Here is a 24,197-nt window from a genome sequence, read left to right as displayed (position 1 = left end):
TATATCTTCCACAAAGAGGTACTCCCGAGATAGTAATCCCGGGAGTTTTTTGCATTAATAGGCGACTAATCTCTCTTCGATTTCTTTGACAGCTTTCACTGTTTTCATATAGGAATCGGGGGTAACGGAAATTGAATCTATACCCTCTTCAACCAGAAACTGGGCAAAATCTGGATAATCGGATGGGCCTTGACCACAGATGCCTACCTTGACTCCCTGTCTCTTTGCCGTGCGAATAAGGTTCGCAATCATTATTTTGACCGCAGCATTGCGTTCATTGTATAGATCGGAAACCAAGGCTGAGTCGCGATCCAATCCAAGCACCAGCTGTGTAAGGTCATTCGATCCGATGGAGAAACCGTCGATATGGCGGGCGAATTCTTCAGCGAGGATAATGTTTGAAGGAACTTCAGCCATCAAATATACTTCCAGCCCGTTTTGCCCCCGTCTAAGACCATATTCCTCCATCACCTGATAGACCCGCAATAACTCATCTACTGTACGGCAAAACGGGATCATAACCACCACATTGTCGAGCCCCATTATTTCGCGAACCTTTTTTATCGCCTTACATTCCATCCCAAAGGCCTCTTTGTACGCCGCTGAATAGTATCTCGAAGCTCCTCTCCAACCGATCATCGGATTTTCCTCTCCCGGTTCAAAGTACTTTCCACCAGGCATATTATAATACTCATTGGTTTTAAAATCTGAGAAACGAACAATTACCTTGTTCGGATAATAAGCTGAAGCGATTTTCCCTATTCCATAGGATAGTTTTTCAATAAAATACTGTTCTTCGTCTGCATAACCAGCAATAAGCGAGCGAATGTAGCTGCTCAATTCCATATCATTTAGCTCCCGGTGTTTTAATAACGCCATCGGATGAATTTTGATATAGTTATTGATAATAAATTCTTCCCGCGCCAACCCTACTCCTTTCGCTGGATAACCCGCATACTGAAAAGCGATATCCGGCGATCCGATATTCATCATTACGGGCGTACCCACATCAGGTAAGTCCGAAAGATTATGCTCATGCTTACTATATGGAATTATTCCTTTATAAATTATCCCTGTATCACCCTCAGCACATGAAACGGTTATTTCCTGTCCTGTAAGCAGCATCTCGGTCGCCCCGTCACAGCCTACAATCGCAGGCACCCCCAATTCGCGTGCTACAATGGCCGCATGGCATGTTCGGCCACCTTTATTGGTAATTATTGCGGCGGCCTTTTTCATAATCGGTTCCCAGTCCGGATCAGTTATCTCCGCGACCATAATATCACCGGTATTAAAATTTATCTCTTGTATATTTTGTTTATCGATACCTTTGAAATTATGAACTCTCCCCGAAGCAACCTTGTCTCCCACCGCGGTACCCTTAAGTAGAATCTGAGATGATCTGTTTTTTGCATTGATCCTATATTCTGTGATGCAGCTGGATCTTTTTAATGAATGAATCGTTTCAGGTCTAGCCTGAACGATGTATAGATCACCTTTCAGACCGTCAAGGGCCCATTCTATATCCATAGGACACCATTTTCCTTTGAGTGCTGTATAATACTCTTCAATTATACACACCCATTTGGATAACAGAAGAATCTGCGCATCACTTAGACAAAACCGTTTTGCGCTTTCTCCTGGCGTATCTATCACCTTCACCTTTTCGTTTTGCGAAGCACTGTAGATCATCTGTAATTGTTTGCTTCCCAGTTTCTTTTCTACAATCGATGCATAGCCTCTTTTCAGCAAGGGTTTATATACAATAAATTCATCGGGATTCACTACGCCCTGAACGATGAGTTCTCCCAGTCCATAAGATCCATTTATAATCACGGCTTCTTTAAAACCACTTTCTGTATCAATAGAGAAAGCGACTCCCGAACTCCCTAAGTCGGAGCGCACCATCTGTTGAATACATACGGAAAGCCCTATGTTAAAATGTCCAAAGTTAAACGCTTCCCGATAACTGATCGCCCTGTCCGTGAAAAGCGATGCAAAACAATTTTTAATCGCCATCAACAGATCCTGCTGCCCCCTAATGTTTAAATAAGTATCCTGTTGACCTGCAAAGGAGGCGTCAGGCAGATCTTCTGCAGTAGCAGACGAACGGACCGCGACCCCCAAGTCCTCCATATTTTCTAAACCGATAAGCGCTTGGTAGGCTGCGAGAATTTCCGCCTCCATCACTGTGGAGAAAATACCTTGCTGAATCAAAGTTCTTATTTTATACCCACAAGTGGTCAGCTCCCGCAGGTTTGTACTGTCAACATCCTTCAGTATGTCCTTAATCTTCTGATCTAGTTGATTGTCGGTGATAAATTGAAAGTAAGCCTTACTGGTCACAATAAATCCATCCGGAATATTTACCCCTAAAGGTTTTAAATGCTGTAACATTTCGCCTAGAGAAGCACTCTTCCCTCCCACCAGATCAATGTCCTCTATAGAGGCTTCAATCAGGCGCATTGTAAATCTGTTGTCGTTCATTATACAAATTATTTTACACGAAGTTAGGCCTCATTTTTTGAAGTCATTTGTTAAATATTAAGACAAACTGATATTATTTTAATAATTTTATTTACAACATAATCATATTCGTATTTATATTATATAAATGGAAAACTACTTTGGACAGACAATCCTAACGAAAAATTCAATCTTCACCTTAGCAAGCGCCGATGTTTATCATGCTGCTAACAGCTTCCACAGCCACCGTGAGCTAGAGCTGATCTATATCATATCGGGTCAGGGAACTTTTTCGATGGGTCAATCTTCCAAAAGAATTTCTAGCGGAACAATAATCCTTATTGGGGCTAATACCCCGCATATGTTCAAATTTGAAACGAACCGCTATTATGATTACGCGATGAAGCACGGCAGGACGCCAGTGCCGCTCAAACTATTGACATTACATTTTGATCCTTACAGATTAGGACATGATTTCCTGAATCTTTCTGAAAACAAACTGCTAAGTAAATTGCTGACAGCTTCAAAGGTCGGATTGCAATTAGAAGGGCGAACAAAAACGCGCGCAATAAGGACGCTCAAACGGCTAGAAAGCTGCGAAAGCTACGAACAGCTTCCCTTGCTACTATTGCTCATTAATGAAATCAGTGCTAACAAGAATATCCCCGATAGCTACACAAGTAAGGATGTCAGGCCTTTTAAGAAAATAGACGAAACACGTTTAAGTAGAATCTATCTATACACTATGGACAATTTTTACAAAGACATAAAATTAAGCGACATCGCAGGCATAGTATACATGGTTCCAAATGCTTTCTGTCACTATTTCAAATCTCGTACAGGGCGAAGCTATTTTGATTTTCTTATTGAAGTCAGAATCGAACATGCCTGTAAGCTATTGCGTGACGGAAACGAGAGTGTTTCTGCCATCTGTACAAGCTCAGGATTTAACAATCTTTCAAACTTCAATCGCTATTTTAAACAGCAAACCGGAAAATCTCCGATTGCCTATCGGCAGGAGCATAGACAATAAGAAGTATTGGCATAAATAGATAAATCTTGACACCCATAGACAACTCACCATAAGGATTACAAGGGAAAAATTCGCCAGACTTCATCAGAAAGCCTGAAGGTATGATCAAAGGTTAAAGAAGCTATTTTAAAAATATCTAGCTCATAATGTGCCCTGTACAACGAATATCAGCAGAATACTTGCAAGATATAGCTTAGCTTTATATATTTGCTGCATCAAAAGAAATCCTAATGCGGAAGTGGCGTAATTGGTAGCCGCACCAGACTTAGGATCTGGCGCCGCGAGGCGTGGGGGTTCGAGTCCCTTCTTCCGCACAAAAATCCTCCTCAGTATACAAACTCAGGAGGATTTTTATTTTAGAATATCTGAATTACCCGAATTCACTTCTACAGCCGGAATCTATCTCCTATTCAATAAGATATTTGGAATTACCATAAATCACAATAAAGCAAATAATTACAAAAATAAATTCATTATATTGGTATTAATGCTATTCGCTTAAAAACTAAGTATTAAGCGATAACCAATTTTAAATATGGATCTATTATTTCTAAATATCGGAGCACGAGAACTAATTCTTATCCTCTTTTTTATTCCACAATGCCTGGTCATTTATACGCTCTACAGTATTATTACAAACGATAGATTTGCCAGCGATAAGAAGATTCTATGGATAGTGATTGTTTTTCTTTTCAATATTATAGGCAGTATCTTATACTGGATGATAGAAACAAAAAAGCCGGAAGCTTATTAACAATAAATAGTTATTTTTCGAGCTATTGACAAGAGGCTGTCATCAGTACTTTTATCTTTGACGTATTCAACTAAAATTATATTATCATGGCATTATTACACGCGTATTTAAACTTTAATGGCAATTGCGAAGAAGCATTTGACTTTTACAAAACAGTATTTAATACTCCATTGATTGGCGTTCATCGTTTTGGCGACATGCCAGCGGATCCTGAACATCCTATTGCCGATGCTGACAAGAATAAAATTATGCATACGGCAATCCATATTAACGATTCGGTTATGCTAATGGGATCAGATTGTCTGGAAAGTTTCGGACAGAAAGCGACCTTTGGAACTGGCAGTTATCTGATGCTGGATGCACAATCTGCGACAGAGGCCACAGAACTTTACAATAAGCTTTCAGAGGGCGCCCAAAATATAGAAATGCCTTTGGGTGAACAGTTTTTTGCTGAATTATTTGCATCCTTTCAGGATAAATTCGGCATTGCATGGATGATCCACTTTGAAGGAAATAAAAAAATGGGAGCGTAAGGAATCCTTTAAAACATTAATAGCGAAACATATACTGTCCAATACGCTATTTCCTGCAAATACATAGCTATTTGGTGCTAATGCAAAAAATCAGCATAGGAAATTCCATGCTGATTTTTTGCATTTATCGATTCGTACGAGTTTTAGCCCCTGTCGCCCATGATTGTTCGCCGTAAACTACGCGGACCAATCAAATGGTTTAGTACAGGGATCGCACTCAAATTTTAATACCTTGCCTAAACTCTTTGCTTTAGTGCCTTTTTTCACAAATACATACGCTAGATCTAAATATTCTTCTACATCCTTTCCATTTTCATCTCTACCTTTTAATATGACGGAATAATATTTCCCATCACTATCTTTTTTAAAAAACACCTCATTAACAGTGACCTTTTTTGGAGTCTCATTATCACAACAGCTGCACCACAAAATAACAACGGCTTCTTTTTTGAGATATCCAACGGCTTTCTCCGCCTGTGCCTGAGTTAGCGCCTGGAGCTGATCGGCTTTTGAAAAAAAAGCTGTACAGAGCAATACAAAAAGTAAAATAATCTTTTTCATCTATTTAAATTTGTGTTTTAATTGTTCAGAAATTTTTCAATTTCTAAAGATTACGTTCAGCAAATATTATGCCTTTTGATTGTGTTTTCCACATTTATCCCTTACTTTCCCAAACTAAAGCACTTGCTCCAAGAATAGCGGCATCTGCTTCTTCCAGTTCGCTAAAAACCAGTTTCACCTTATTTCTAAACAAGGGAAAAAGGTTTCTTTCCATATGTAATTTCGCGGGTTTTAAAATAAAATCACCAGCTTTTATTACCCCTCCAAAAAGGAGAATCGCTTCGGGAGAGGAGAACATTACAAAGTTGGCCAAGGCCTCGCCCAATTTCTGTCCTGTATAACGGAAAACTTCAATAGCTATCGGATCGCCCTGTAGCGCACATTCATGAACAGTTTTCGAATTGATCTCGTCCTCTGGATATTGATTCAGCATCGATTCGGGAAACTCCGCTCGCATTTTTTTGGCTGTAATTGTGATCCCCGTTGCAGAGGCATATGCTTCCAAACTTCCCTCAGATCCTGTACTCCAATGTTTTCTACCTCCAGGTTTGACAATTGTATGCCCCAATTCTCCGGCAAACCCATCGTGTCCGTAGATAAGCTTTCCTCCAGCAACAATACCGCTTCCCACACCTGTTCCCAAAGTGATCATAATAAAATCCTTCATTCCACGTGCTGCGCCAAAAAGCATTTCACCGTAGGCAGCAGCATTTGCATCGTTGGTAATGGTACAGGGAATATTGAATTTGGCAGTCATTAAATCACTAAATCGAATCACACCCTTCCAGGGAAGATTTGGAGCATGGTCTATTGTTCCGGTATAGTAATTTGCATCGGGAGCCCCCACCCCAATTCCATCAAAATTCTCTTTACCACCAAACATGTCGATCAAAGGATAAGCTTTCTCATACAGAGCATCAATGAACTCCTCAACATGCCCATAATCATCCGTTCTTAAACTTCCTTTTTCAAGGACTTCCCCCCGATGATTAACCACCCCAAATTTTGTATTGGTACCTCCAATATCTATTCCCAGCGCTACGCGTTTTGATAAATCTATTAATGATGACATTGCTATTCCTTGTTTCTTAGTTTTAATTTTATAAAAAAGATAGTGTTTTATGAGGAATTAAACAAGAGGTCAGCGTGAGTTTACTTACTAAGTGATTTTAGTTGCTGTTTTGGGCATAGTATAAATCTGAAAAAATCTTTGCTAATTTCAAAGGATCTTCCCGCCAGTTGCTGTACATCTCCTGCCCCATTGTATCAGGAACAACATCAAGTATACCCTCGGATACATATCCCAATATTTTTAGAGCCGTGCTATCCGGATCTGGCATATCCCAATCACTTCCTTTGTTCATATCCGTATCAATTGCACCAGGATTGACCGCATAAACAGTAACTCCATCTTTAGCCAGTTCTATGCGAACAGATTGTGTTGCAGAAAAAAGTGCTGCTTTTGAAGCAGCGTATCCAGCAATGGAAGGTAAAGGTGAGTAAGCTGCAATTGAAACGATGTTGATCATTTCTGACGGCTTATTTTTTTTCAGAATAGGTGTAAACGCGCGCATCATTTTTATTGTTCCAAAATAATTTACGCGCATATCGTTATTCATTCCTGTCAGATCGCCTTCCAAAATATTTCCCGCGCTTAAAACTCCCGCATTATTGATCAGTATTTCAGTGTCCTGCGCGGTCGCTGTAATCATTGAGATCTGCTTGTCGTCGGTAATATCGAGCGGCAAAGTAACGACTCTATTGTCATCAAATGCGGGCATTGTATTCAAATTCCTACAGGTAGCATAGATTTTTTTTGCACCATTCTTCAATAGCGCTTTTACAAGTGCCCGGCCTATACCTCTATTAGCACCCGTAATGAGAATGACTTTATCTTTAAAAATTTGCATATCGCTTGATGTATTAGTTTATACAAAGCTATCCCGCGAGATAAAAAGATAAAATCCGAAACTTGCTACATTTAATATTCTTCGCTTTAAAGTCAATAAAATTCCTTGCAGAAAAATCGAGCATTAGAGATCACAGCACTGATTTTGCTTATCTGCACACTGTGGCCCTATTTTTTAAAAGTCCAAACCTGTGTTTTTTTATCGTATTGACCTGATTTATCATTTTGTTTTAAATCCGTTAGTTTATAATCTTTGCAAGGATCACCTTCATCAATTTTAGCTGTATAGCTTATTCTGTCTATTACACCCGGTTTGAGTTGCATATAGTATGTTCCATTTTCCATTTTTTCCAAATTAACAGCAATAAATTTTTGCGCTCTATTTATTGTAAATGAAAGCGGAATATGTTGGTCGTTTGGCGCTATTTTATATAATTCGATTCCTTCGATAGGATAAAGTGGGCTGTCACTAAATATTAAATCCTTTCCATTTTCATTGACATAATTTATATTACTTACCATTGGAATATAAATCTCGGCACAAAACACATTATTATCATTGCTTTTGCATGCTCCGACAGTAAGAAAAATAATGGGGAGGACAAATAATTTAAAGTAATTTACCATAATGTATCTATTTGATTAGCATAATATTAAACGGTAATCCTATTTGATTCGCTACAAGATTAAGCAAGGAATAGATTTGCACTCTCAATAGAAATATCTGCATTAAAGTTACTGTTAATAGTCTCTCAGCTTAGTAGTTATTTGCTTCCAATCCCATATGTAAGATCGGATATTCTTTACCTTGTCCGTCCAATGGAGACCTTTTAAGAACTTTAAATCCGATATGCTTGTAGAAATCCACAGCTTGGATATTTTGTTCATTTACATCTACATTAGTTACTTCCAAATGTCTTATTGCATGGTAAATAAGTTGTTTTCCAATTCCTTTACCACGATAATCATTATGAATAAATAACATCTCAAGGTTTTCTCCGGAAATTCCCATAAACGCAACTAATACTCCATTTTCCTCATAGCCCAATAATAAAACATGTTGAAAATAGGTTGGAATTTGCTCCTTATAGTAATTAAAGTCCTTCTCTTTTAGAAAATCATGAGTGTTCAATACAGCGCTCTCCCATATTAGAACTAGATTTTGATAATCGCTCGCTTCAATTTTTCTAATCATAACCGTAAATTTTTAAAGAACAAAAGTCTGATTTTATTTACACATTATACTGTCCAAGTAAAAAAGCACCCCAGCCTTTCTGTATTCAGGCTGGCAATTTATCGAATTGTAAAAGGGATATTACGGATTGTAAATAGATAGATTTAATTTTAAAGTAGTCATTAATTTTAGGTTTGTAAAGGCTGATCTTATTCGTTCAGCCCATTAGACCTTAGACAAAATGACAACAGCAAAAAACATTCAGGCAATTGCAGAAAAAATTAAATCCTTCGCGATGGGATTTATTGGCGCATTTTTTTTGGCCCTTGGAGTCAGGTATTTTAGTGCGCAATCATCTTATAGAATCCCAAGAATATTACTTCCTGTCTATGAATTTTTAGGAAATATAGGTTTAGCAATCGGTTTACTTATATTGGGAGGTATACTTTTATATTATGCTTACATCAAATTTAAAAAATATGGCGGCAGACCAGTTATCATGCTGATTGTTCTACCCCTGTTTACACTACTAGCTTTTGGTGTAAATACATTGTTCAACAATAATCAGTCCGGCAAAAGTGTACAAAATAGACAAGCAACAACACAGGTTGGAAGTGCAAATCGTCCTGAGTTAAACAACGAGAAAGCTGAAAAATATTTGGATAAACTGGAAAACCTTCTCGCTGAAATGACCAAGGCTAAAGAGCGTGCTGATGAAAATAGGTTTAAGCTTCTTGAGAAACAGTTTTTAGATTTGGGTACCGAATTAGCCGTTATTATCCCGGAATTGGCTAAAACAGATCAATATCCAAGTTTCATACAGTATAACGCCTATGTTTCCAACAAAATTCAAAAAATGCGAATGAACTAACGCATCTCACAAAACAACTACAGTGCCCTTTCTCGGTATACCACCTGAATATCAATTCGATAAAAGCTGAGTCATTTGTAAAATCTTGGATTCTGAAACAGGCGACCCCAAACTTTATCCCTTGGTCATACACATAAAAGAACTGGTTTACATCTCGAACAATCAAGGCTACAAGTAAATAACATAAGACCTGCATTAAATCAGAAAGGATTCAACAACTTCGCATAGAGAGAAATGAACAGAGTTAGTGAATTGATCCTTGATTAAAACAGTACATAAACAAAAAAGGTTTTCAAACGGGGAGAATGAAAACCTTTAAATAACCAATTATAAACCTAAATTATGATAGGACAAATATAAACATCTAAAAGCATAAAAACAAAAATATCTACTAAAATAATAGACTTTTTATTTTATTTTTGCAGACCTCAATTTTGAACAGCTGTCCTTGCTCAGGATTCCATAGATATGCTTCACAAATACGTCCATAGTTCCCATTATTTTTAAACCGGATGATAAAAGCTTACCCCAGCTCGACAGGATAATTCACTTGTGAACATGAATAGCTTGATACTCGAGTGGTATATGCTGATCGCATCATAAACTCAATCCCAGTGTAACTGCTACACCTTTTGACTGTAGGTCCACATTCCCATATCCTATTCCTGTCAGAGGTATCTTAATAAAGGGCTTTACCCCGATATTGACCTTGTTGCTGATTTTCTTTTCAACTGATATTGAAAAATCTGCTACACCAAAAATATGCTGGTTCTCTCCCTTGACTTCATAGGTTGCACTTTTTTTATCTCCATAACTTCCTTGGGGTTCATAGACTGCCCCCTTTTTCCCACCATAGCTGCTTTCGGCTTCATAATCGAACGTATATTTTTCTTTCAGCATAAAATAGCTGGACAGGCCAGCGCTGACATTAAACTTTACTTTTTTACTTTTCAATACCGTATAATTTGCTGTCAAGGGGACATCGATGACATCACATACGGCACTGACCTGGCTAGGCAACTGTGTCAATTGGGGAGGATTCGAAGGCGCATAAAAGCTGTATGCTGACTTATAATTCTTCTTGGCATAGACAGCACCAACAGAGACACTCAACCCTTTAGTCAATGGATAGGAATACGCCAGACCAACGTTCTGACTTAAGGAAGATTTACCGGCGCCTTTTACACTCGTTAGGTCAGGTCCGGCCAAAAGTGTTAACACCGACGGCTCCCTTTTTTGTACATTGGGCTCCTCAACTTGCCTTTGATTATACAACGCGGCTAAGCGATCTCCTGTTGTTTCAACCGGGTCTATGGATAAGTTGAAACCTGGTAGTTGCCCAACTTGAGTTTTCATTTTTGGAACGGTAAAATCGGTTTTAGTTTCAATCCGTCGCAGGATACCATTATTTGCTTTTGGAAGCGCTCCTATCGTATTATACTGTATCAGCCCATCGCCAGTTTTTTCCCAAAGACTAAAATCAACATCCTCTTTCAACGCGGATTTTATATTTTCCGTTTTCCTTTGCGGTGTTATTCGTGAAAGGTGATCTTGAATAATCGTATCTCCTACCTGCTTCTCAGATCTATTTATAGCAGCGGATTCACCAGAATTACTCATTTTTTTGCTTTCTACCGGCACATCCTTATCCCAAATAAAGAAAAGAGCGAGAACTGCAGCTGCTGCCAAAGATAATGCTGTAAGGAAATACAAAGTTGACTTTCTTTTATTCCGATCATTGTTCAATCGAGACTCCATCTCCTCCCAATGCGATTCCTGAAAGTCAAAATTGGCTTCATCGAGACCTTCTCTAAAGATCTCATCAATCTTGTTCTTGTCCTTTTCCATCATGTATTCTCCCCAGTTTTACCTTTTGTCTCCTCTTGGTTTTTCACCATTTCAGCTAGCCGTCCGCGGGCTTTATGCAAATTGGATTTTGAAGTCCCAACGGCAATGCCCAACATATCACTGATCTCTTCATGTCCATAGCCATCAATCGCATAAAGATTAAACACTGTTCGATAGGCCGGCGGAAGCCGATGTATCATTCCTAGCAAATCTTCGTAATTCAATTTTTGAGTTATCGTGTCATGATCGGCAATAGCATGCTCAACCACAGCAATATCCACCAAATAACCCTGCCTAATTTTAGCGCGATAATAATCTATTGCCGTGTTTGTCATGATTTTTTTGATCCAGGCAGATAATGGCTTCTGATAATCATATTTGATTATATTCTTAAATACTTTAAAAAATCCCTCATTTAAAATACCTATTGCGTCTTCTTTATTATCGGCATATCGTAAACATATACCCAGTGCCAGCGCATAATATGTGGTATAAAGATCTTTTTGAGATCTCCGGTCCTCATTAATGCATCCCTTAATAATATGGATAGATTTTTCGTCAACTTCTGTTATCGCCACTCGATATTGTTGCTTTTCTTTTGATAAATATAGTATAAAATGTCGTACGATGAGCGAACAAAAAAGGTTGCCTGCAATGAAAAAAATTTTTTTTTTCATTGCAGGCAACCTTTTCCAGAACATGTCCGTAATGGCTAATATCAACAATTAAAACTCAATATTATGGAACTCAACAAAAAAAATGTAAAAACAGCCCTAATGGCCATTTTCATGTTATCCCTATTGATATCTTGTTCTAAAGATGAGGATAAAGCTCCTGAAGATAAAAAGAAAGGAATACAAACAGCCTCAAATGTTCAATTTGGTACTATCCTAACGGATGCCAATGGAAAAACGCTCTATTTCTTCTCGAACGATACAAAAGGTGTGTCTACATGTACGGGAAATTGTCTATCAACCTGGCCGATTTATCATAACAGTGAGACTAGTTCTGATATGAAGATCGATAAAAGTCTTCTGGGTGAAATTACGAGATCCGATGGTAGCAAACAAAGTACCTACAAAGGTTGGCCACTATATTATTATGCTGGAGATAGCCAATCTGATCCTGTAAAAGGAGATGCCGTAAATAAAATTTGGTATGTGGCAAAGCCTGATTATCTACTGATGGTTGCCAATGCACAACTTGTCGGGCAAGATGGAAAAAACTATTTAGGAGATTACACGGAAGGTACGGGCAACACCTTGTATTTAACCGACGATAAAGGCCGAACTCTTTACGCCTTTAACCCCGACAAATTCAATAAAAATACATTTACCAAACCCGATTTCAGCAATGATGCTATCTGGCCAATCTATCAAATGGACAAAGGGGCCTTACCATCCCTCGTAAAATCGGCAGATATTTCGGTTATCGATGTTTTTGGTAAAAAACAATTGACTTTCAAAGGATGGCCTATGTACTATTTTGGCCAGGATCAACAACGTGGTGACAACAAAGGAATTAGCTTCCCCCGCCCTGGTGTTTGGCCAATCTTAAACGACAAAACAGCTACCGCACCTACCAGCTAAATTATCGTTTAGGAAGCTATCGCGATTTATTCCCATACACGGCCCACTGCGCTGACCCGAAACTTTTAGACCAGGCTCGATCGGCAACAACTAATTAAAACGTGTAAGAAATAAAACTGATAGCTTCATCAACTTCACGAAAAAATGATACAGATGAAAAAACTAAAAATAGCTAGACCACTCATTCCGAACAATAAGCTCTTATTGACTATTGCGACTGTTATTGTAATAGCGATTGCACTTACAGGATGTACAAAAAAACAAGCGGAGGAATTATCTCCTGAACCTTCGGGTTCAGAAGAAGTTACTGTGAAAAATGTGTCTTATACAAATTTTGCAAAAGCCTTTTTTGAAACCAAATGTAGGTCATGCCATACCGCGGGAAAACCCGCCAGTGCACGCTGGGAATTTAACGGATATAACTCCGTCAAAGATCATATAACAAGAATTAACAACGTTGTATTGGTAACCAAGACGATGCCCATCGGGGGCACTCTGACAGCGAAAGAAATCGAATTGCTGGATGCCTGGATCAAACGCAATACGCCGGAAAACTAATGCAAAACTCATATGAATAAGATACATATCTATAGTATACTCCTGTTATTGCTCGGGAGTAAAGCGACGTTCGCTCAACAGACAAATTCTTTAGTCTCCAAAGCTGCAAGCATTTCTTTTTTCAGCAGCGCCCCCCTGGAAGATATAGAAGCAAAAAGCAATTTAGCAGGGTCTGCCCTAAATATCAAAACAGGAGAGATCATCTTTCGGGTGAAAATTACCTCATTCCAATTTGACAAAAAGCTGATGCAGGAGCACTTTAACGAAAACTATATGGAGAGTGATAAATATCCGCTTTCTGAATTTAAAGGTAAGATTGAAGACTGTGAAAAACTAGCCAAAGATGGCACCTACAAATTGAATGTTTCAGGTACTTTACAAATCCATGGTGTCGGTAAACCCTATTCTACTGCTGCGACTTTCAATGTAAAGAATGGTACAATAAAAGCTATTGCTGCCTTTGATGTCAGACTGGCAGACCATAAAATCAGTATTCCCTCAATCGTCGGGAAGAAAATTGCGGAGGTCGTGAAAGTAAAAATAGAAGCTGCTTATAACTAATAATTATTCCATTCCATCATGAAAAGTATACTAGGCATAATGCTATCTATTATTTCGCTGAAAGTAGCTGCACAGGAAGATCTCGAGAAAATGATCAAGCTTGACGGGCCAAAGAACGAAAAAGTTACAGCGACATTTAAATCGGGCAACTTGATCAATCTAAAAACCACTGAAACCATTCATCGAAATGAAATGGATTTCAGAGTAGATCACCGGTTTGGAGATATTGGCGGAAGTGCCGGCGGAGCAAAAAATTTCTTCGGTCTTGACAATTCAACAGATATCAGGATCGGTTTTGATTATGGTTTAACGGATAATATCAACATTGGAATCGCAAGAGCCAAAGGTGCCACCGAAGTCAGACAACTCTATGAAGGTAATATCAAATACCGCTTTGTTGAACAAACAATAGACAATAGTGTACCCGTATCGGTCGCTTTTTTTGGAAGCACAGTGGTGTCTGCGATGGCGGCTTCGGAAGAAAAACATTCAGCGGCAAGTTTCGAACGGTTCAGCGACCGCCTGAGCTATGTGACGCAATTGATTATTGCCAGAAAATTCAGTTCGAGTTTTTCTCTTACTGTCGTTCCCTCCTATCTTCACCGTAATTATACAGCTTATAATGACCAGAATAACATGTTTGCCATCGGCATTGGTGGTAGGGCGAAAGTCAGTAAAAGAATAGCATTCGTTGCCGACTATTTCCTTCCCTTCCGTCAATCCTCGAAAAAGAAATACCGCGAAGAACTCACTGGCCAACGCTACTACAATGCGCTAGGAGTTGGTTTGGAAATGGATACCGGTGGCCATATATTTCATCTCAATTTTACAAATGCCACAGCGATACAAGAATCACAGTTCATCAGTGAGACCAACAGTTCATGGGGGAAGGGGCAATTTAGATGGGGATTCAGCATTGCAAGACGTTTTAATTTTAACAAAAAAGATAAAGGATAAAGCCAATAAATACACTGTGTTTATCGGTTTGCTATGCATGATATTAACCGTTTAAAACTGAACTATTATCCCCCTCACCTTTATCGGCGGGGGATAATAGTATTTTTTCAAATGCACATGAGAGTCATTTTTTCGAACAGCTACTTATATATTTTTAAGTGTGGTGTACCACTGATAGCCACCATTTAATCTGATTTTTATTTTCTCCGGCTTCACAGAGCGTATGCTATATTTGATCAATTTACCATCTCTCCATTTCATGTCGACCGTGTAATTGCCCCTCGCTTTGAGGCCTTTCACCTCGCCATTTTTCCATGCATCAGGTAAAGCAGGCAACAGATCTATACAGCCATCATGACTCTGCAAAAGCATTTCTGCGATACCCGCTGTAGCACCGAAATTGCCATCGATCTGAAATGGAGGATGTGCGGAAAATAGATTCGGGTAAACACCACCACCACCGCCCATATTGTTGGGGTCAGCTACCGGTTTCAGCATTTCCCGGATCAATTTGAACGCTCTGTTTCCATGATGAAGTCTTGCCCAAAACAAGGTCTTATAAGCGATGGACCAGCTCGTACTATTATCTCCTCTTACCTCAAGTGTCTTCTTTGCAGCTTCCGCGAGTTCGGGAGTAGATAAAGGTGTGATTAATGGAGCCGGATAAACCCCATATAAATGAGAAACATGACGGTGGGTCGGTTCGATTTCCTTATAATCCTCCAACCATTCTTGTATACGTCCATCTTTGCTGATCACTCCAGCCGGCGGTACTGCCTGCAACAAATGCTCCAAATCCCGTCTAAACGCATGATCAATTTTCAGCTTTTTGGAGGCGATGATCACATTTGTAAATAGCTCCCGTACAATCTGATTATCGATAGTAGGTCCCATACAGATACTCGCGGTCTTTCCGTTAGCCATATAGAACGTATTCTCAGGCGAAACCGAGGGTGAAGTTACCATCCAGCCTGTTTTAGGGTCTTTCACTAGCACACTTTTATAAAATTCAGCCGAACCTTTCAATACAGGATAGATATCCTTTAAATAGTTTAAATCGTTTGTAAAAGCATAATGATCCCATAAATTGCTACATAGCCATCCAGAGCCTGCATTTGATGCTCCCCATGACGCGTTCTCGCCGGGCTCCGTAAATCCCCAGACATTGGTAATGACATGCGCAATCCAGCCATCAGCATTATAGTAAGCCTTGGCTGTTTTTTTTCCCGGTTCAACAAGACTTTTCACCAATTCCGCTAATGGCAGATTCAGTTCAGATAGATTGACCACTTCCAGGGGCCAATGGTTCATCTGTACATTCACATCCAGGTGATAATCCCCATTCCATGGTGTGTTGATCTCCTGTGCCCAAAGCCCCTGTAAATTTGGGGGCAGCAGTCCTACCCGCGTACTGCTGATGCTCAGGTACCTTCCATACTGAAAAAACAACGTAGCAAGTGACGGATCATTATTGAAATTGTTGTAGAAATTGGCAATACGACGGTCTGTTGGTAAATCTGCTGCTGTCCCTTCTCCAAGATCGATATAAGCACGTTTAAAGAGCTTGCTGAATGCAGCGATATGATTGCCTTTTTGCAGGTCATAACTTTTTTTCATCGCTGCGGACAAAAATTGACTTGTCTTTTCTTCAAAGTCAAAGCCCCTGAAATCAGTTCCAGCAGAAATGTAAATCAATACCTCAGTAGCATCTTCAATAACCAGCTTATTATTTTCCGGACGGATAGTTCCGTCTTTCAATTTCGCCTGTACCCGAGCCAGATACTTCATCCCTTTACCATCGGTACCGTTATTGAGCTGGCCAGACATCTGCAATTCGTTGCCCACCGTATTAAGCTGATAACGCTCCGGCCGATTCATCGCAATACGGCAATTGAGCTGCCCCGGCTTGTCTGCTGTCAACCGAATGACGTCAACATCATCATCAAAACTTGTAAAATACTCTCGTTTATACTTCACACCATTACGTGTAAATGTACAGTTCGCAATGGCTTGGTCCAATAAGAGCTCACGACTGTAGTTTTCAACTTTTTGGTCCTCTCCCTGATCCCCCTTATAGCTGAACTCGATTTGCAATGCACCCATTGTTTGAAACTTACCCCACCTTTCTCCTGCTGAGCCTTCGCCTTTACAAACAAAATTGCTGTTTACCAAGGCTTGCGCTTCATCATTTTTACCTTCTAAAATAAGTTTCCGAATGGCCGGAAGGCTTTTATAAGCCTCATAGTTATTGGCATCCTGCGGACTTCCAGACCATAAAGTAATATCGTTCAGGACAATGCGTTCTTTTAAAATACCACCATCAGGCGTCATTCCCAATCGGCCATTACCCAGCGGTAACGTGGCTTCCCAAATTTCCGCTGGTTTATCATACCACAATTTTAAGGGCTTTTGCTGGCCAGATACAGTTATTAGAGCGAAGCAGCAAAAATAAAATACAGTTAACAGTTTCTTCATGATATATATTGTTTCAAATCCCTCATTTTGTTGTGGAAAGCTCTTTAATCTCCATAAACCTTAAATTCATAGATATTGGCTATAGTCTTATCTTTTGCAGGTAACACTGTCAATCGTACCCATCTTGCTTTGGCATTGCCCTCATCGGCAAAACATGGAATTGATATTTTAGCGTTGTTGCTTTTATCGGCAAAAACAGACCATTTTACATTGTCGGCGGAATACTCAATTTTATATTGTGCTCCTTTATCTACAAAATCCGTAAAGGTTTCACATCTTTTGATTTTCTGTACAGAACCAAGATCCACCACCAGATGTTGTTCGGTACCGTCAGCTTTTGGACTCCACTTGGAAAGGCTATTGCCATCAAATGCACCAATCAAGCTATGTCCCACGGGATCAGCCGGAGAGGTAGCTGGTTTCCATGCAGACAGCAATTGACCTGAAGCTGGCGTATAGTTGAGGACAAGGTTGTCGAATCCAGCAAAATTAAAGCCTGACACGTAACCGGCTGCCCCAATTGAATAGGTATCATCCTGCACATCAACAACGAGTTGGCCGTCTATGTAACCTTTGATATTGCTTCCTTTTCCGGTCAGCTTCAGTTTATGCCATTTACTTGCATCCACATTTCCACTTGCAAGTATATTTTTCTTCGTCTGAAGTTTCCATGTACCGTCTTTATAGATATTAAAGCGATAGCCAAAAGGAATATTTGATTGATTGGCTTTATCATAGGCTCCTCTCAAAATTAGTCCGGCATAACCAACCCCATTAAATGCATCATTTTCGACAAAAACATCAGATGAAATTTCGCCCTGCTCCCATTCCGTATTTTGCGCAACAAACGTATAGGCACATTCATCTGGAATCCAATGGGTGATATCGTTTACGAGCAATTGTCTTAAGTATTTATTATTCCCTTCAGATTGCGCCAATTCAAAAGCACCCGAGTTGTCATAAAAATATTTCGGCGAAAGCGGTGCTCTTTCTAAGGAGTAATTATCAAAATTATCACTGTATTTTGTCGGGAAGGCTTTTTCCTTAGGGATATTGTGCGCGCCCTTTTGCTGACCCGTCGTCGTCGTAATCGTATAAATACTCTCCGGATCAACAGCTAAAGTAACTTCTCCATTGACTACTGAAACGTCTTCCTGTTGTACAAATTGGTTTTTACTGTCCGACTTCCACACATGCAACTTATCTTTAGGAAGATCAGCGATATTGAATGTTAATTTCTGCCCCTCTGAACCACTGACCACCACTATACTATAATCATTGCTGCCATCCATATTTTTATAAGTACAGTAAGCACCATCACCACTGAATTCCCCACAGCCACTATCAAGGTACTTCCATCCCGGTTTGGCAAACTGGTTAAAATGCGCTACTGCCCAGATCGTTGGCCACACCTCATAATATCCCGACCAGGGCGTAGTGCCTTTCATCAAACCTACATTCGAAAAACAGGAAATATCGGGCATTGAAGCAATCGGACACCACATATTTACTTTTACTATTTTCCATTTGATGTAACATTTTAGAATGTTCTTGGCCAAATATGTCGTGTTTCTCCAAGATGCTCCGGGCAATGAAAAATCCTCACCAGACCATAAGGGTAATTCTGTCAAAACAGAATTTGGGTTTGGTTCCTCACCTCTATATCCCCACATATAGGAATCTGGATAATGATAGCTGATCGATGAAATTGTATTTCTGAATACGGAGTCTTTCACCAGCAAATCACTGATTTCCCATGCTTTGCCGGCCCCTTCGGGTGCATTTATTTTAATATCTTTAAAGCCATTTCGATCGAGTGTAGGTCTTAAAACATTGACAATCCAATCCCTGTTATAATCGCGTTCATTCCAACAACCTGAAATATACTTCATCTTGAGTCCCCAATGTTTTGCACCTTCAATAAACTTGACCAGGTAGTCGGCGTTATCCTGTGACCACACGCCTTTAAACCATCCGGGCATGCTCCATTCCAGCGCATCGAGTTCTATATTCGGGTTTCGATTTGCAGCTTCACGCATCAGCCAGTACTCAAATCCCCGATTGTAATGAGGTTTTTCCATTTCGGGCCTTGTTCGTGCAAAACTTGGCTCCGAACCACAGGTGGTGTTACCATCTCCCCCAATTTCAGTCTTAAGGTAAGTAAAGCCAGCGCCGAAGTTCGGTTTGAACAGGTAATCTAAAATATCGCTTCTGGATTTATCGGCATAATCGATTAACAGTCTCGAGGAAGAGCCTGCACTGACCGCTCCGACCCCATCAAAAAGTCGTCCGGCACCTTTTCCGTTGATCTTAATTATTTTCGATGAACCAGCGTTTGTCTGTGCTAAAGCGGCACTGGCTGCAAGAGCTAAGTAAAGTGTTGTAATTGTGTTTTTAAACATAGTTGATTTCATTATATTACCCGTTTGAATTTTGCATAAATTTCAGGGTAAAATCTAACGGTTTTACCCTGAATATTTCTCGTATTAGCACATGCTAAAAAATCGTTATTATTTGCTTATCTTATCACTAGTCCATACACCTAGTTCTCCCATGGTGATAAATGAACCATTACCCCAAGTTTCCAGTACTTTAATTCGGATATACCTCGCTTTAGGTGTTCCCGGAGCAAGTTTAAATTCTTCACCTGCTTTTGCGTAGTTGATATCTCCGTCTGTTGTTTGCCCGACCGGTAATCCCGATGGTTTCACGGATTGACATTCGGCCAATTTTGTCCAACTCGCCCAAGATCCGTCTGAAGCAGGATTATTGCTCCCCCAGATTTCAAATCGCTTAATGCTTTCTGCCCTGAAAATCCGGTCTGTTGCCTGCCAGGTTTTGAATTTATTAATCGAAACAGACTCTCCCATATCGAAAGTGAACCAAGGTGTGTTACTGTATGTAGATGCAAACCCAGGTGTTTCGTAATTCTCATCCCATAGAAAACGCAATAGCCATCCCCAGTTGTCAGTAACATCTGTTGGCAGAACATATTCTTTAAATTTGGACTTATCCAACTGCCGTTCGAATAAAGGGATAGTCGATTCCATCGGCTCGACAGTAAACTCATCTATCGCATGGGGTTCGGGCAGATAAATGGATCTGTAAGTGATCTTGGATTGTTCCTTATACCCCGGCAGCTCCGTCGTTGCACTTCCTCCCGGAACAATGACTGTCTGTGCCACACCCGCTTCATCTATATACTTTAGCTCAATGGACTTTTCACCATCTAATGCTGCATTCCAATCGACAATAAGCTTGTTTCCATCTGGAGAGAAACCAATTGATTTTACTGTACGATTGGACAATGCACGTTGATAATTATCACCATACGCGGTACCCGTTACTTTTTTTACAATTGATCTTGCGTTATTGGCGGTATACGTATATACCTCAAAAGAATAGGCCCCTTGGGTAAGGTTATTGAACATAAAATCGACCACATCCTTTCCAGTTGTCTTTACAACATTAGCTTCCACGGAATCCGTATTATTTTTCCAGAACACTTTGACCTTAGTTACCAATGGGTCATTGCCAAGAATGATACGCAATTGAATCCTGTTCCTTCCCCCATTGGCTGCGACACTATCTGCTCTTCCCGGATAGTAAATTTCGCCATCTTTTGTAATTTCTTTATAATCGTCTTCTTTTGTACAGGACATTATAACAGTCCCAGCAACGATACAGAAAAAAAAGCAGGTTATATATTTTATTATTTTCATATTTTCTCTTTTAAAGTAGGTTACTACGGATTAGGATTTCCCCACAACGCCAGTTCCGTGAAATTTACATAAACACCATTGCTCCAGTTTTGTAAGGTCTTAAAACGGATATACCTTACTGCGGGTGCTTCTATCGGGATTGTGATCGTTTCTCCCTCAAGAGCAGCCTCATTATCGGCGTTAGAGTTCTGCCCTACAGGTAAACCCGAGGGTTTAATCTGTTCGTGCTCGGCAAGCAACACCCAGTTTGTGAAACTGCCATCTGGGCTCGGATTGTTAGAACCCCATATTTCTACCTTTCTAGGATTGTGCAGGTTATAATACCAGCCCTGTCTCATAAACCAGACTAAACGGCTCAATTTGGCTGTCTTCCCAATATCAAAAGTAAACCATTGAGGCATCTTTACAGGATCAATCGTATGATATGCCGTCGCATTGCTCACATCCCCATCGAAAAGATATTCAACCTCGTTTCCGGGGTAATTTTTAGCATCCGTACCATTGATATTTAAGCCTTTCATCTTTGTCCGATCCAGTCTAGCCTCAAAGATAGGTGTTAAGGTCACGTAAGTCGTGTCCGACAGGTTACCCCAGCGATCCCTGACCATCAATCCAAACCGGGTTTCCACGGCCGGAAGTTCCCTAGCCCCGAAACGTCCTGTTTTAGCCTTTGTACTAAGCGTTTTCACGGGGACAAAATTGCCCAGTTTATCATTGGTTAAGATCACGATAGCGACATCAGAACCAATCTCGTTTTGATAGGTAACATCTATCCCTCCAAATGCTTCACTCGCTACAAGCTTTTCCTTCACAAGGTCAAAAGGTGGCGTTTTGGGCTTTACCTTTACCACCAATGGTGCTGATACATTTTCACTTTTATCAACCGCATATAACCTTGCTTCATAAACGTCCGTATCAGCGAATCCTGCGAGAACAACACTGTCAAGATACCGGCTCACTTTTGTCGTCCGCACAATACCGTCTTTTGTGGTATACTCGGCTCTTACATACAGTAAATCATGATCTTTTGGCAGGCTATAGGTTATTTTCGCCGCCCCATTTAAATTTTCAACCTCAGCATTGCTCACAGGCCCCGGAGCCTGCTTATCACTTTTATCCATTGTACCCACCTCGGTTTTCTGACAGGATGCGATCGTCCCAGCGATCAATAGTCCCGCAAATAACACAGATATTATTTGTTTCATTTCTTCTTTTCTCAATAGTTAATCACTCATACTAAATTTTCTCCGGCAATTGCTACCAGCCGCCATTTTGAACCAGATTCGGATTTACCAAAATACTGTAGTCTTTTATCGGCCAAAAATAATCTCTGGGGCTATTAAAGCTCTGATTGAACAACAATACCCTACGGTTATAATCCGAATAGCTTGTTTGGATAACATCCCAACCATAAATAGGCTGATTCAAAAATTCACCAGCTCTTTTCCAGCGTCTCAGGTCCCAGAAACGACTACCCTCAAAAGCCATCTCAATCAAACGTTCCTGTTGAATTATCTCCCGCAAACCATTCTTGTCAGTATATTTATTCGGATTTTTCGAGAAGTTTGTCCATGAAGATTCGACAGATTTAAGTCCTGCACGATCTCTTATCATATTGACATACTCCAAAGCAAGAGCTTTGTTATCCGTCTCATTTAATGCCTCAGCATAAAGTAAATAAAGATCGCCTAAGCGCACCACAGGCCATGGATAGCGCTCTACCGTAATATTGGTTGCGCTTGCAACCATTCTCCAATTGACCAATTTTTTGGTGTAATAACCTGTCACCGAATAAATGCGGCTTTGCTTTTTCCCGGAATGTTGGCCTGATTTGGCTTGAATGTTAAAATTTCCATTTTCCATATACCATTTGGAACCGTCAAATGCCATATCTGCATAGAAGCGTGGTTCTCGGTTAAAATGCAAGCCAACTGACTGATAGCCATCCTGTATCCCAAGATCGGCAGCTGTCGCAGTCCGTAGCTGGAATCTATTGGCATAGTCCCATGTTTTATCCTCAGTAATGGGGACACCATTTTCGGTATAAAACAATTCGGCCATTTTCATGGTAGGCGCAAGTTGTCCTTTTAAACCGGAATTAGGAACGTTTGGATCTAACTGCGGACTCGCATAAAGTTGCAGCGTCCAGGTATCATTCGGCTTGGTCGTTGTGCCCCAGATCAACTCCGAGTTCCACTTCTCACATACAGCATTTCGGATGCTCATTTCCGTTTTTGTGAAATCATCAACCGGCTTTGTGGGCGAAATAAAACGATACAAATCAATATCCGCATTTCTTGCTGCCGTAATCGCTAATTTACATGCCTCTGCTGCCCTTTCCCATTTTTTCTGATCATAGGTTGCGTTAAATAATGCTCTCCCATCAGGATTCTTAATATTGGCAAAATCCGGATTTCCGTTAAATAAAGGACTCGCGGCTGTGACAAGCAATCTTGCTTTTATTGCAAGTGCGATAGGTTTCGTGATTCTCCCCAATTCAGTACTTTGATTTATAATCTTATCTGGTAAGCCCACACTACCTTCTCCTGCGGCTGCCTCATCTAATAAATTCACAATATAATTAACGACGGAGTCAGCTGGCTGCCGACTTACTTTGACCTCCTCTGGCGAAGCATAAATAGGCAGGTTCTTATCGACAATAGGGATAGGGCCATACATCCGAAAGAGGTACCAGTGAAAATAAGCCTTTAAAAATTTGGCTTCTGCAATCCAACGATCTTTCATATAAGGTTCAACATCTTTGACCCGATCTATATTTTCAAGAAATATATTACAGTTCCGAATGCCATTCCACATCGATCGTCCATCATAACCATCCCAATAGTTTAATTCGGGTTCATCTTTATTCTGAAGCCCTCTGGCAATATTATAGGGAGATAAACTTGAATAATCCTCCCCAGTTGGCATTGGCCAATAAATCCATAACTCGTCTCCGGTATTAAGACCTGCATTCATTTCCGGATGGCCTTCCCGCGGCAGACCATCATAACAGGTAAATAAAAACTTCTCTGCTTCATTCCGATTGGAAAAAGCATGGTCAATGGTAGAGACATTGTCTGGAACCACATCTAAAAAGCTTTTCTTACAGGAATTCATCATAAATAGCAGCAATGCTGCCGAAAGGATCAAACGAATCGTATATCTTTTCATATTGAATTTCTTTTT

21 protein-coding genes and 1 tRNA gene are annotated in these 24,197 nt (G+C 40.1%); 9 read left to right on the top strand and 13 right to left on the bottom strand.

Annotation, left to right across the window (positions count from 1 at the left end):
- Positions 1 to 54: 54 nt before the first annotated feature.
- The gene (gene ppsA, locus ABDW32_RS08460; RefSeq protein ID WP_343561348.1) at positions 55 to 2,487 is read right to left on the bottom strand and encodes a phosphoenolpyruvate synthase; all 2,433 of its coding nucleotides are present in this window, start codon (positions 2,485 to 2,487) and stop codon (positions 55 to 57) included.
- A gap of 127 nt (positions 2,488 to 2,614) precedes the next feature.
- Between ppsA and ABDW32_RS08455 the strand changes: the two genes are divergently transcribed.
- The 4 genes from ABDW32_RS08455 (at position 2,615) to ABDW32_RS08440 (ending at position 4,786) form a co-directional block, all read left to right on the top strand.
- A complete protein-coding gene (locus ABDW32_RS08455; protein ID WP_343561347.1) occupies positions 2,615 to 3,499 on the top strand; it encodes an AraC family transcriptional regulator in 885 nt (294 codons plus the stop codon).
- Between the two features lie 232 nt (positions 3,500 to 3,731).
- Positions 3,732 to 3,813: transfer RNA gene (locus ABDW32_RS08450), tRNA-Leu, on the top strand.
- 221 nt (positions 3,814 to 4,034) lie between these two features.
- Positions 4,035 to 4,253, top strand: coding sequence for a PLDc N-terminal domain-containing protein (locus ABDW32_RS08445; RefSeq protein WP_343561346.1), 219 nt, complete (start codon positions 4,035 to 4,037; stop codon positions 4,251 to 4,253).
- An 86-nt stretch (positions 4,254 to 4,339) separates the two neighbouring features.
- Complete coding sequence (locus tag ABDW32_RS08440; RefSeq protein WP_343561345.1) at positions 4,340 to 4,786, top strand: VOC family protein; 447 nt, start codon at positions 4,340 to 4,342, stop codon at positions 4,784 to 4,786.
- Positions 4,787 to 4,963: 177 nt separating this feature from the next.
- Here ABDW32_RS08440 and ABDW32_RS08435 read toward each other — a convergent pair whose 3' ends face one another.
- The 5 genes from ABDW32_RS08435 to ABDW32_RS08415 all read right to left on the bottom strand — a co-directional run bounded on the left by ABDW32_RS08435 (position 4,964) and on the right by ABDW32_RS08415 (position 8,451).
- Positions 4,964 to 5,347 carry a hypothetical protein gene (locus tag ABDW32_RS08435; RefSeq protein WP_343561343.1) on the bottom strand — a complete coding sequence of 128 codons (384 nt, stop codon included), beginning with the start codon at positions 5,345 to 5,347 and terminating at the stop codon, positions 4,964 to 4,966.
- A 94-nt stretch (positions 5,348 to 5,441) separates the two neighbouring features.
- Positions 5,442 to 6,419, bottom strand: a complete 978-nt coding sequence (locus ABDW32_RS08430) for an ROK family protein (protein ID WP_343561341.1) — start codon at positions 6,417 to 6,419, stop codon at positions 5,442 to 5,444.
- 97 nt (positions 6,420 to 6,516) lie between these two features.
- On the bottom strand, positions 6,517 to 7,257 hold the full coding sequence (locus tag ABDW32_RS08425; protein ID WP_343561339.1) for an SDR family NAD(P)-dependent oxidoreductase: 741 nt from the start codon (positions 7,255 to 7,257) through the stop codon (positions 6,517 to 6,519).
- 167 nt (positions 7,258 to 7,424) lie between these two features.
- The gene (locus ABDW32_RS08420; protein WP_343561337.1) at positions 7,425 to 7,883 is read right to left on the bottom strand and encodes a hypothetical protein; all 459 of its coding nucleotides are present in this window, start codon (positions 7,881 to 7,883) and stop codon (positions 7,425 to 7,427) included.
- 130 nt (positions 7,884 to 8,013) lie between these two features.
- Positions 8,014 to 8,451, bottom strand: coding sequence for a GNAT family N-acetyltransferase (locus ABDW32_RS08415; protein ID WP_343561335.1), 438 nt, complete (start codon positions 8,449 to 8,451; stop codon positions 8,014 to 8,016).
- Between the two features lie 220 nt (positions 8,452 to 8,671).
- Here ABDW32_RS08415 and ABDW32_RS08410 point away from each other — a divergent pair, with 220 nt between their 5' ends.
- On the top strand, positions 8,672 to 9,301 hold the full coding sequence (locus ABDW32_RS08410) for a hypothetical protein (protein WP_343561333.1): 630 nt from the start codon (positions 8,672 to 8,674) through the stop codon (positions 9,299 to 9,301).
- Between the two features lie 597 nt (positions 9,302 to 9,898).
- Here the strand turns inward: ABDW32_RS08410 and ABDW32_RS08405 are convergent.
- Positions 9,899 to 11,152, bottom strand: a complete 1,254-nt coding sequence (locus ABDW32_RS08405) for an outer membrane beta-barrel protein (protein WP_343561331.1) — start codon at positions 11,150 to 11,152, stop codon at positions 9,899 to 9,901.
- Positions 11,149 to 11,826 carry a sigma-70 family RNA polymerase sigma factor gene (locus ABDW32_RS08400; protein WP_343561329.1) on the bottom strand — a complete coding sequence of 226 codons (678 nt, stop codon included), beginning with the start codon at positions 11,824 to 11,826 and terminating at the stop codon, positions 11,149 to 11,151. The genes ABDW32_RS08405 and ABDW32_RS08400 overlap by 4 nt, the downstream gene beginning before the upstream one ends.
- Before the next feature lie 63 nt (positions 11,827 to 11,889).
- On the opposite strand from ABDW32_RS08400, the gene ABDW32_RS08395 reads away from it, so the two are divergent.
- The 4 genes from ABDW32_RS08395 (at position 11,890) to ABDW32_RS08380 (ending at position 14,814) form a co-directional block, all read left to right on the top strand.
- On the top strand, positions 11,890 to 12,738 hold the full coding sequence (locus tag ABDW32_RS08395; protein WP_343561327.1) for a hypothetical protein: 849 nt from the start codon (positions 11,890 to 11,892) through the stop codon (positions 12,736 to 12,738).
- 153 nt (positions 12,739 to 12,891) lie between these two features.
- Positions 12,892 to 13,296, top strand: coding sequence for a cytochrome c (locus ABDW32_RS08390; RefSeq protein ID WP_343561325.1), 405 nt, complete (start codon positions 12,892 to 12,894; stop codon positions 13,294 to 13,296).
- A gap of 12 nt (positions 13,297 to 13,308) precedes the next feature.
- The gene (locus ABDW32_RS08385; protein ID WP_343561323.1) at positions 13,309 to 13,857 is read left to right on the top strand and encodes a YceI family protein; all 549 of its coding nucleotides are present in this window, start codon (positions 13,309 to 13,311) and stop codon (positions 13,855 to 13,857) included.
- Between the two features lie 18 nt (positions 13,858 to 13,875).
- A complete protein-coding gene (locus ABDW32_RS08380; protein ID WP_343561321.1) occupies positions 13,876 to 14,814 on the top strand; it encodes a DUF5777 family beta-barrel protein in 939 nt (312 codons plus the stop codon).
- A 144-nt stretch (positions 14,815 to 14,958) separates the two neighbouring features.
- Here ABDW32_RS08380 and ABDW32_RS08375 read toward each other — a convergent pair whose 3' ends face one another.
- The 5 genes from ABDW32_RS08375 to ABDW32_RS08355 all read right to left on the bottom strand — a co-directional run bounded on the left by ABDW32_RS08375 (position 14,959) and on the right by ABDW32_RS08355 (position 24,182).
- Complete coding sequence (locus tag ABDW32_RS08375; protein WP_343561319.1) at positions 14,959 to 17,289, bottom strand: glycoside hydrolase family 95 protein; 2,331 nt, start codon at positions 17,287 to 17,289, stop codon at positions 14,959 to 14,961.
- Between the two features lie 44 nt (positions 17,290 to 17,333).
- Positions 17,334 to 19,691, bottom strand: coding sequence for a discoidin domain-containing protein (locus tag ABDW32_RS08370; RefSeq protein WP_343561318.1), 2,358 nt, complete (start codon positions 19,689 to 19,691; stop codon positions 17,334 to 17,336).
- Between the two features lie 108 nt (positions 19,692 to 19,799).
- Positions 19,800 to 21,011 (bottom strand): DUF4998 domain-containing protein, encoded by a 1,212-nt coding sequence (locus ABDW32_RS08365; protein WP_343561316.1) that lies wholly within the window; start codon positions 21,009 to 21,011, stop codon positions 19,800 to 19,802.
- Between the two features lie 23 nt (positions 21,012 to 21,034).
- Positions 21,035 to 22,216 carry a DUF5000 domain-containing lipoprotein gene (locus ABDW32_RS08360; RefSeq protein ID WP_343561314.1) on the bottom strand — a complete coding sequence of 394 codons (1,182 nt, stop codon included), beginning with the start codon at positions 22,214 to 22,216 and terminating at the stop codon, positions 21,035 to 21,037.
- A gap of 52 nt (positions 22,217 to 22,268) precedes the next feature.
- Complete coding sequence (locus ABDW32_RS08355; protein ID WP_343561312.1) at positions 22,269 to 24,182, bottom strand: RagB/SusD family nutrient uptake outer membrane protein; 1,914 nt, start codon at positions 24,180 to 24,182, stop codon at positions 22,269 to 22,271.
- Between the last annotated feature and the right edge of the window lie 15 nt (positions 24,183 to 24,197).

The organism is Sphingobacterium sp., from assembly GCF_039596235.1.
Taxonomy (GTDB): Bacteria; Bacteroidota; Bacteroidia; order Sphingobacteriales; family Sphingobacteriaceae; genus Sphingobacterium.
The sequence above is the reverse complement of the archived record's forward strand: the minus strand, read 5'-3'. Positions and strand labels throughout refer to the sequence as shown.